Source organism: Blautia intestinihominis (assembly GCF_040096655.1).
Taxonomy (GTDB): Bacteria; Bacillota; Clostridia; order Lachnospirales; family Lachnospiraceae; genus Blautia_A; species Blautia_A intestinihominis.
Genome location: NZ_JBBMEI010000099.1, coordinates 1 through 9,854, shown reverse-complemented (window position 1 = coordinate 9,854; position 9,854 = coordinate 1). Strand labels below are relative to the sequence as shown.

Annotated in this window: 10 protein-coding genes, 1 rRNA gene and 1 pseudogene; 4 read left to right on the top strand and 8 right to left on the bottom strand. The window is 45.9% G+C overall.

What is annotated here, in order from left to right; genetic code table 11:
* The 7 genes and pseudogenes from WMO75_RS17605 to WMO75_RS17575 all read right to left on the bottom strand — a co-directional run.
* Positions 1-199: transposase (locus tag WMO75_RS17605; protein ID WP_349078626.1), on the bottom strand; the 199-nt coding region annotated here is incomplete at its 3' end.
* Positions 177-608: a helix-turn-helix domain-containing protein gene (locus WMO75_RS17600; protein ID WP_291580306.1), complete on the bottom strand. Its 432-nt coding sequence runs from the start codon at positions 606-608 to the stop codon at positions 177-179. The genes WMO75_RS17605 and WMO75_RS17600, both read right to left, overlap by 23 nt.
* Positions 562-822: pseudogene (tnpA, locus tag WMO75_RS17595) on the bottom strand (IS200/IS605 family transposase); the annotation flags it as partial. The gene WMO75_RS17600 and the pseudogene tnpA, both read right to left, overlap by 47 nt.
* A gap of 74 nt (positions 823-896) precedes the next feature.
* A complete protein-coding gene (locus WMO75_RS17590) occupies positions 897-1,733 on the bottom strand; it encodes an alpha/beta hydrolase (RefSeq protein WP_118699579.1) in 837 nt (278 codons plus the stop codon).
* Positions 1,734-1,744: 11 nt separating this feature from the next.
* Positions 1,745-2,131 (bottom strand): DUF4186 domain-containing protein, encoded by a 387-nt coding sequence (locus tag WMO75_RS17585; protein ID WP_291580304.1) that lies wholly within the window; start codon positions 2,129-2,131, stop codon positions 1,745-1,747.
* Between the two features lie 141 nt (positions 2,132-2,272).
* Positions 2,273-3,631 carry a M20 family metallopeptidase gene (locus tag WMO75_RS17580; protein ID WP_173906338.1) on the bottom strand — a complete coding sequence of 453 codons (1,359 nt, stop codon included), beginning with the start codon at positions 3,629-3,631 and terminating at the stop codon, positions 2,273-2,275.
* Between the two features lie 68 nt (positions 3,632-3,699).
* Complete coding sequence (locus WMO75_RS17575) at positions 3,700-4,584, bottom strand: ferredoxin-like domain-containing protein (RefSeq protein WP_022213413.1); 885 nt, start codon at positions 4,582-4,584, stop codon at positions 3,700-3,702.
* A gap of 122 nt (positions 4,585-4,706) precedes the next feature.
* Here WMO75_RS17575 and WMO75_RS17570 point away from each other — a divergent pair, with 122 nt between their 5' ends.
* The 4 genes from WMO75_RS17570 (at position 4,707) to WMO75_RS17555 (ending at position 9,469) form a co-directional block, all read left to right on the top strand.
* Complete coding sequence (locus tag WMO75_RS17570; RefSeq protein ID WP_022213412.1) at positions 4,707-5,618, top strand: LysR family transcriptional regulator; 912 nt, start codon at positions 4,707-4,709, stop codon at positions 5,616-5,618.
* A gap of 37 nt (positions 5,619-5,655) precedes the next feature.
* Complete coding sequence (locus WMO75_RS17565) at positions 5,656-6,624, top strand: RluA family pseudouridine synthase (RefSeq protein WP_349078625.1); 969 nt, start codon at positions 5,656-5,658, stop codon at positions 6,622-6,624.
* Between the two features lie 96 nt (positions 6,625-6,720).
* Entirely contained in the window at positions 6,721-8,070 is a 1,350-nt protein-coding gene (locus tag WMO75_RS17560) for an MATE family efflux transporter (RefSeq protein WP_022213410.1), read from the top strand.
* Between the two features lie 64 nt (positions 8,071-8,134).
* Positions 8,135-9,469, top strand: a complete 1,335-nt coding sequence (locus tag WMO75_RS17555; protein ID WP_349078624.1) for an MATE family efflux transporter — start codon at positions 8,135-8,137, stop codon at positions 9,467-9,469.
* Between the two features lie 248 nt (positions 9,470-9,717).
* Here the strand turns inward: WMO75_RS17555 and WMO75_RS17550 are convergent.
* Positions 9,718-9,854 (bottom strand): 23S ribosomal RNA (locus WMO75_RS17550); the annotation flags it as partial.

The window sequence follows — 9,854 nt, the reverse complement described above, 5'->3', positions numbered from 1 at the left end:
CCACACATACCGCATCATACTTCTCCGCAAGGTCATGACTGAGCTTATGATGGAAATCTTTCCTCTGGTTCTTTATCTTTTCATGGCATAATGCAACCCTCTTCTTCTGTTTCTGGTAGTTCCTGCTGCCCTTTTCGCATCTGGAAAGTTTTCTCTGTTCCCGGGCAAGCTTTTTCTCAGCACTCCGGTATCGAACGATGAAGTTTTATTTTTATGGGTGTCATCTTTGGCAGTTTCAGAGACTTTTCCTGCAGGCAGATATTTCCATTTACTATATTCGTTGTATAAGATTTCTGGGAATGTTTTTTTGATTTATAATTTGGAAATCCCACTTCCGGTTCCCGAAAAAATTTCCGGAAGGCTCCTTCCAGGTTCCTCTGCACATTTGCCAGTGCAAGAGAATCTGCTTCTTTCAGCCATGGATGTTCTTTTTTATATCCGGCCGGTGTATTTTTCAGCATCTTTTTTTCTTTCTGGTAATAACTGATCTTATCTGCAAGCATCTGGTTATAAAGAAAACGGCAGCAGCCGATTGTTTTCTCTATCTGAATTATCTGCTCATTATTTGGATAGATCCTTATTTTTACTGCCCGGTTTATCTTTCTCACCCTGACTTTCTATATACTGACGGATTGCTTCTATTGGTGCCTCACCTGCAGTCAGCAGGCAAAAACTCTGGCTCCAGAATGCTTCTTTCCACAGTTTCTCTTTTATCTGTGGATATTCTTTTTTCAACAGTCTGCTACTGGCACTTTTATACGCATTAATAAACTTACTTAGTTCTGACCTGGGTTGTGCCCGGAACATTACATGAACATGGTCTCAGTCATGGTTTCACTCTTCCAGCACCTTTCTTATTCCTTTTAATACACCTCAAAGCTACCTCTCTTCATTTTCTATTGCTCTGCGAAAAAATGCTCCTTCGCATATGTAAACTGTCGGTTGAACTTTTCTGCTGCCTGGTGGCTGATTTCCAGTTCCGGGTACATCATGTCGAAGGCGTGGATGTTGCTGTGGTAAATGTCCAGTTCTGCGTGGATGTTGTTTTTCTTCAGTTTATGTATGTATCGCACGGCTTCTGCAAAAAACGGCTCTCCATCTCCTACAAACGTGTAGGCCGGCGGCAGACCGGAAAAGTCTGTGCACCTTGCCGGAGCAGCATAGATCGGTACCTTGGTTTTGTCAGTATTTCGCAGATACATTTTCCAGGCGAAATGATTTTTCCGTGTATTCCAGACTTTGCCGTGATTGTCCCGGGATGTTTCCGTATCCCGGTCATCCAGCATTGGATACAATGGCATCTGAAAAGCAATCTTCACATCCCCTGTATCTCTCGCTTTCATGCATACAGCGACACACAACCCGCCGCCGGCACTTTCTCCACCGACCATGATCTGATCCGTTCTGATTCCCAGCTCATCTGCATGATTTTTCAAATACAAAAGTGCATCATAGCAGTCATCCAGTGCCGCCGGATACGGAGTCTCGAAAGCCATTCTGTAGCCAGGGGAAAAGACCACTGCTCCGTATTTTTTGACAAGATCCACCGCTCTTGACATATGAACCATTTCTTTCATTCCGGCGATATATCCGCCACCATGAATCCACAAAATCCCCGGCGTTTTATCCGTCTTTTTCTTCGGCGAAAGGACAAGTGCCGGAATATTTCTGCCCTCAGAAGGTATCTTGATTTTTCTTACGCAAATATCCCTGTCGGGTTTCATTGATCGCATGTCTGCACTCCTTACCTTATCAGTCTGTCCTGAAACAGTTCCATCTCCTGCCGAATCCAGGTCATGATCACGTCCACGAGGTAGTCCTGCTGCACCTGGCTCAATTGTTTCCCTGGCAGGATCTTGTGCCATTTCTTAATGCAGCCACGGCAGCATGTCGCTGTTGCGTGCTGTGCGATGAATACAGGATGACCGCGCATTGGGGTCTGTTTTCCATCGTTTGGGATCACTGCCGGTGCTTCGCGCTTTACAATAAAATCGCGCGCATGTTCTTCTATTTTGTCCAGCCCTTTGCTGTTGATATAATCAATGTCCACCTGCTTCAGATGAAATCTGCTTCGGAATGTCGACTTCCCCAGATTTTCAAAAAGCTGTTTGTACCATTCGTCTTTTGTCACTTTTCTCACTCCCGGAAACTTTATGTCTAGGTCTGTACAATAAAAAGGACATGGCAAACTTCACCATGTCCTCATTTGAGTCAAGCGGATATTCGCACTCCGCTTTGCTACTTGCTTATAACCAAATAGCAGTTGATCTGGTTAGATTGCAAGAAGATTCTTGATCGCTTCCATATAGATAAGCACAGCTTCTTCCATTCCAGATACAAGAATAAACTCATCTGCGCCGTGGATACGGTAGTCGATCCCCGGCATTTCCGGTCCGAATGCGATGATGTTTTTGAGTGATTTCGCGTAAGTTCCACCGCCGATCACCATCGGTTTGTTCTCTGTATCGCCTGTAACATCTACGTATGCCTTGTACAGAGCATTTACAAGAGGGGATTCTCTCGGGAAAAACAGTGCATCACCGATCATATGAACCTCGATGCGTCCGTTCTCATCTTCCAGTCTGTCAGCACACATCTTGCGGACTTCGTCTGCTTTGAGAGTAACCGGTACACGAATATCAATCGTACTGGAGATCACTCCATCTTCTGTCTTGACGATTCCATTGCACAGAGTCAGCTCACCAAATTCATCTGCAAACTTAAGTCCAAGACCGGAGCCATCACAGGCTGTACCGATATGTTCATTGTAGAATTTCACAAAGTCATCTTCGAATCCTGCTTTGGCAAGGCATTCAAATGTCACACCTGCCGCATTGACACCAAGAGTCGGTGTGCTAGCATGCGCAGGAACTCCCTTTGCATAAATGCTGATCTCGCCGTTCTCTTCTGTCACTTTGTATTCCTGAAGTTTGGTTTCTGCAAAAGCTGCTTCCAGTTTGTCCTTCAGTCCGGTTTCTGCCGGAACGACTGTATTGCAGGTATCACACACAGCATTGGAAACAAAACCTCCGTTCATGGAAATGATCCTGGTATTCTTAGAATGTGCTGTCATCATTACCATGCCCTTCTCACCGTGGATGCACGGGAAGTTTGCGTCTGGTGTGAATCCGCAGGATACTTCTTCTGCAACTTCATTGTAATGCTCCATGCATTTGGAACCTGTCTCCTCATTGCAGCCCATGATCAGACGAACTCTCTTGTTGAGTTTCACTCCGGAATCACGGAGAAGCTTCATTGCGTAAAGAGCTTCCAGAACCGGTCCCTTGTCATCTGTGGTTCCACGTCCGTAAACATGGTCACCTTCTCTGGTAAGTTTGAACGGATCATAAGTCCAGTCACCGCCGACCGGAACGATATCAAGATGTCCTGCAATACCGACGATTTCTTCGCCTTCGCCCATCTCAGCATAGCCGCAGTAATTGTCCAGGTTTACGGTCTTGAATCCGAGTTCATCGGCAATCTTGAGTGCTTCCTCAAGTACCTTTGCAGGGCCTTCGCCAAAAGGCATTCCCTCTGCCGGAGTCCCAAGCTGTGAATCGATCGCAACCAGTCTTCCGAGATTTGTCAGCATTTCGTCTGTTAATCCATGAATCTGTTCTTTTATTTCCATAATCATTGCCTCCAGTTTGTATTAGCTTTCGCTGAAATTTCCTCTTCCCCTATCCTAACAGATATTGGTCAGGCAAGCAACTCTTTCTCCACATTTTCGAAACCAATCCGCTCAATTGTTTCTGCAAAACGTTCTCCTTTGATTCCGTTATCTCTGAAGAAAAGGATTGCTTTCTCGATAACGTCAAGTGCCTCTTCTTTGGACGTAAAAATCCTGCCAAGTGCTCTTCCCTTTGATACCTTTTTACCCCAGCGTCCGCCGATGTAGATCTTGTATCCATAAGTGCCGTCCTCGATCGTGTGGAACGGGCATTTTCCTACGCAGCGTCCACAGTGTCTGCACGCTTCTTTGTCGATCTGGATCTTTCCATCAATGACCTTTGCAACTTTGTTTGGACACGCGGCTTCGATCGCACATTTTTTGCAGCCTTTGCAGACATCTGTGTTGACTTCCGGGATCCTCTGTCCGATAATCCCGACATCATTCAAATTCGGTTTGACACAGTTGTTCGGACAGCCGCCTACTGCGATCTTGAATTTATGCGGCAGTGCGACATCACTGTATCCTTCATAAAAACGTTTGTAGATTTCCTCGGAGATCGCATAGGAATCCAGAAGTCCATACTGGCAGGTTGTTCCCTTGCAGGATACCACCGGACGGACTTTTGCTCCCGTTCCTCCTGTCACCAGTCCTTCTTTTGCGATGAACTGCTGGAATTCTTCAATCTTATCATAAGGGATTCCCTGGATCTCTACGGAAAGTCTCGTTGTATACAGTAGATTTCCATTGCCAAATTTTTCGGCTGCTTCTGCCATACAGCGGTGCTGTGCTGCGGTTACTTTTCCATTTATCGTAAGGACCCGTGCCGAAAACAGATCGGTTCCTCTGTTGTTCAGAAATCCCATTCCTTTGACTCTTTTTTCATCTTCTTTGCTGACTGTTAATGCTGACATCGCTATACCTCATTCCATGTTTTTTTCATTTATAATTCATAATATACCACTTGAGTATGTATTTGAAAAATGATATTATTTTATAGAAATGATAGGTATTTTCTATATTAGGAGAATGTAAAATGACGATACGACATCTGACCATTTTTGTTGCAGTAGCTGACCAGGGCTCTATGAGTGCAGCTGCCGCTCATCTGTATTTATCGCAGCCTACCGTAAGCCAGGCGATCCGCGAGCTGGAAAAGCATTACAACGGGCTTCTTTTTGAACGCCTCGGCAAAAAGCTTTACCTCACAGAACGCGGAAATCTGCTTCTGCCGCAGGCGCGCAGTCTGATCCGCCAGTTCCAGCAGCTTGAAGAACTGATGCTCAACCAGGGACAGTCCTCCACATTGAAACTCGGTTCCACGATCACGATCGGAACGTGCCTGACTCCTTTTCTGATCCCGAAACTACAGAAAATCTGCCCGGATGTCAGGGTCCATTCTTATGTGAGTAATACCAAGGACATTGAACAGAAGCTCCTTCGTTCTGAACTGGATGCCGGAATCGTTGAAGGCGAGATTCTTTCTCCTGACCTTACCGTTCTCCCGATCATAGATGACTGCCTGGTGCTTGCCGCAGGTAAAGATCATCCTTTTTATCAGAAAAGCTGTATCCAGGTACAGGATCTCGCCGGAGAATCTTTTGCCATGCGCGAGCAGGGAAGCGGAACCCGGCAACTTTTTGAAGACTATGCAGCGAGGCATCAGATTTCTGTTCAGACAGTCTGGGAGGCAAACAGTCCCCGTACACTCCTGAATGCGGTGCTTTATGACCGGGTGCTTTCTGTCATGTCTCTCCGGCTTATGAAACATGAGATCCAGCACAATACGATCCGGGTTTTTTATAACCAGAATGGCGAATGGAACCGCAAATTCAAGCTTGTCTATCACAAAAACAAGTTTCTGACCCCTGCGATCTATGAACTGGAAAAACTGCTCCACACGTACAAAAATATCAAACTCCCGACCAATATGGGAATATTGGAATAAAAATCCCAATCTCACTTATAATAAAGGAACGCTTCTTATGGAAAAATATATCAGCTTTACAGTCCCGTCTGATTCAGCCATTTCTACCGTCGGTCAGGTTCTTCGTGCTCAGGGACACCTGACAAAAAAGCAGATCAGCCGCGCCAAATTTCTTCCGGATGGCATTCAGAAAAATGGCATCCGCTGCCGGATCACAGAATTTGTCCTTCCCGGTGACGAAATCCAGGTCTGTCTGGAAACTGCGGAAACTGCTTCTGAACAGCTTGTTTCGGGCGATTTTTCTTCCCTTGAGATTCTGTATGAGGATCAGGATATTCTTGCGGTAAATAAACCGGCTGGCATGCTCACACATCCGTCCGGAGCACATTATGCGGACACACTTTCCAATCTGATAGCTGCTTATTTTCAAAACAAAAAGGCCTCCGTCCGTGTCCGCCCGATCGGACGGCTCGACAAAGAGACCTCTGGTATTATTCTGTTTGCCAAGAATCAGGTTGCGGCGCAGCGGCTTCAGGCACAGCGTGAAGAGCATGTTTTTCGTAAGGAATATCTTGCCGTTGTAGCTGGATATCTCCCAGAAGATCCTGCTGATCTCTGGCATACCATTTCTTTTCCTGTAAAAAAAGTATCTGACCACCCACTGCGGATGCAGGCTGTTCCTGCTCCTGACGATAATTGCAGTACTGATGCTTCTCTGCTGCCCGCAGTTACGCATTACTGTACGCTTTACAGTACAGCAAACTGGTCACTGGTATCTCTCCGCCTGAATACGGGCCGCACGCATCAGATCCGTGTCCATATGAAAGCACTTGGGCATCCGCTTCTGGGCGATACTTTGTACTATGAGCAAAAGCTGGACAATTTTTCTGTACAGCCATCTTTTGCCCGCACTGCTCTCCATGCCTGGAAGGTATACTTCTGGCAGCCATTTGAAGGAAATGAGATCAGGTTGACCGGAACACTGCCGGAGGATTTCAGAGCGATCATACCTTATTTGCCGTTCTGAAAAATCATCTGTTCTTATAGTTGACAGTGTTGCCTGTTCGTGTGAAAATAGGACAGATGCAAGTGGATTTTATTTTTATGTATTGGAGGATTTTTTATGTCAGATCAGGTTCGTGATATGACGAAGGGTTCCCCGGCGAAGCTGATCCTGCTTTTTGCAGTGCCGCTGATGCTGGGGAATATTTTTCAGCAGTTATATACGATGGTGGATACGATCGTTGTCGGACAGGTTGCCGGGGTTCAGGCTCTGGCTGCCCTTGGTGCGGTGGAATGGATCATGTGGATGGTACTCGGCGTTTCTACCGGAGTTACGCAGGGGTTTTCTATTCTGATCTCGCAGCATTATGGTGCCCGGAAATGGAGTGACCTTAAGAAAGCAGTTGCACACAGTTATCTGCTTACAGCGGTCACTGCTGTTTCGCTTCTGATCGTCAGTCAGCTTGCTGCCAGATGGATCCTGGTGCTTTTGAATACACCGGATAATATTATTGGGATGTCGTTGATCTATCTCAGGATCGTTTTCTGCGGAATTCCGATCGTTGCCGCCTATAATATTTTTGCCTCCGTGCTGCGTGCTCTTGGCAACAGCCGAACGCCTCTGATCGCTATGCTCATTGCTTCTGTTATCAATGTGGTCCTGGATCTTGTTTTTGTTGCCGGGCTTCACTGGGGTGTAGCCGGTGCTGCTCTTGCTACGGTTACTGCTCAGGCTTTTTCTGCTCTGTACTGTTTCGTTGTGGTGAAAAAAATCGATATTGTACATACTTCCAGAAGTGATTTTGAACATGTGCCGGGACTGAACCGGAAACTTCTTGGACTCGGCGCTCCGATTCTATTTCAGGATGTGATCATTTCTGTTGGCGGTCTTGCTGTACAGTTTGTGATCAATGGATATGGATTTCTGTTTGTTGCCGGATTTACTGCAACGAATAAGCTTTATGGTGTTCTGGAGATGGCTGCGATCTCCTATGGATATGCAGTGGTTTCCTATGTTGGGCAGAATCTTGGTGCAGGTAAGATCGGGCGTATCAAAAAAGGTGTGCATGCCAGTGCTTTTCTTGCATTTCTGACTTCAGCATTTATCAGTATCATGATGTTTCTTTTTGGAAAAACACTGCTCTCTATGTTTATTTCCGGTGACCCGGCACAGACGGAACAGGTGCTTGCCATTGCATGGCATTATCTGTCCATTATGGCTTCCTGCCTCTGCATTTTGTATTTCCTGTATGTTTACCGTTCTGCGCTGCAGGGGCTTGGAAATACGATGATTCCTATGCTGAGTGGTGTTGTGGAATTTTTTGTCCGGGTTGGTGTTGCTCTGCTGCTTCCGAAACTTGTCGGACAGAATGGGATTTTTTATGCGGAGATTGCCGCATGGACGGGAGCGACAGTGCTTCTTGTCGTCAGTTATTATATCAGTATTCGTAAATTTAAAGCGGTAATGTAAAAAAGTTATTGACTCTACAACCATTGTAATGTTTAAAATCAGATGGAAAGGAGTCAATAATTTTATGGAAAAAAATCTTACTTCCGGCAGTGTTCTGAAAAATATCATTTATTTTTCACTGCCATATCTCTTATCTTATTTTCTACAGACTTTATATGGCATGGCTGATCTTTTTATCATTGGTCAGTTTGAGGGGGTCGCGAGTACTACTGCTGTCTCGATCGGCAGCCAGGTTATGCATATGATCACTGTTATGATCGTCGGCCTTGCCATGGGTTCTACGGTTACCATTGCACAGGCAATCGGTGCCAGGGACAAAAAAAGTGCTTCCAGGACGATTGGAAACACGGTTGCTTTGTTTATGGCTGTTGCTGTTGGGCTGATGGTGATCCTGCTTCTTCTTGTTCATCCAATTGTATCTGTGATGTCTACCCCTTTGGAAGCGGTAACTGGAACTGTGGCTTATCTTACGGTGTGTTTTATTGGGATTCCATGTATTACGGCGTATAACATTATCAGTTCGATTTTTCGTGGGATCGGGGATTCCAAAAGTCCGATGTATTTTATTGCAATTGCGTGTGTGGTGAATATCGGGCTGGATTATCTGTTTATGGGATATTTACACCTTGGTCCGGTTGGGGCTGCGCTTGGTACTACTTTGTCGCAGCTTGTGAGTGTGGTCATTGCACTGATCGTGATCATGAAAAAGGAAACCGGGATTTCTTTGTCGCGGAAGGATTTTCGTCCGGATCATAGATTTATGAAGAAAATTCTGAATATTGGCATTCCGGTTGCGCTGCAGGATGGATTTATCCAGGTTTCTTTTATTGTGATCACGGTTATTGCCAATCGACGTGGATTGGATACGGCGGCGGCTGTGGGGATCGTGGAGAAGATCATCAGCTTTTTGTTTTTGGTTCCTTCTTCTATGCTTTCTACGGTTTCTGCTCTTTGTGCACAGAATATTGGGGCGCGGAAGCATGAGCGTGCTTCGAGGACGCTTCGTTATGGAATTTTGATCGCGGCTGGATTTGGGGTGATCGTGGCTGTTGTGATACAGTTTGTTGTGGGACCTGTGGTGTCGTTGTTTACTTCGGATGCGACGGTTGTTGTGCTGGGAAGTCAGTATATCCGGGGATATATTTTTGATTGTATTTTTGCGGGGGTTCATTTTTGTTTTAGTGGGTATTTTTGTGCTTATGGAAGGTCGGGATTTTCTTTCCTGCATAATATCATGTCGATTCTCCTGGTGAGGATACCAGGGGTGTATCTGACTTCGTTGTGGTTTCCGGATACGTTGTTTCCTATGGGGATTGCGACGGCTTGTGGGTCGTTGTTGTCGGTGATTATTTGTTTTATTTTATTTAAATGGATGCTGGCGCATCCGGCGAAATCCTGAGGGGGAAGGTATCTCGGAGTCTGCGAAGGCCGAAGTTCCCCCTCAGACTCCCCCTTCTTGGCCACGCGGCTTTAGTGTGGGGACGGGCGTGCTTTGCGCCGCCCTGTGGGTTGGGGGAAATTGGAGGAAAAGGGGAAAAAGAGAATTAAAAAAAAGAAGCTAGAGCGAATTTTGCTCTAGCTTCTTCTTTTCGTATCTTCAAAACCACATACATGTTGACATTTCTGAATCAATTGACCATGCTTTTCTTGGTCAAGCCCTCACCCTATTAGTAGCAGTCAGCTCCATGCGTTACCGCACTTCCACCTCTGCCCTATCAACCTCGTCGTCTTCAAGGGGGTTTACTCCTTTCGGATGGGATATCTCATCTTGAGGGGGGCTTCAC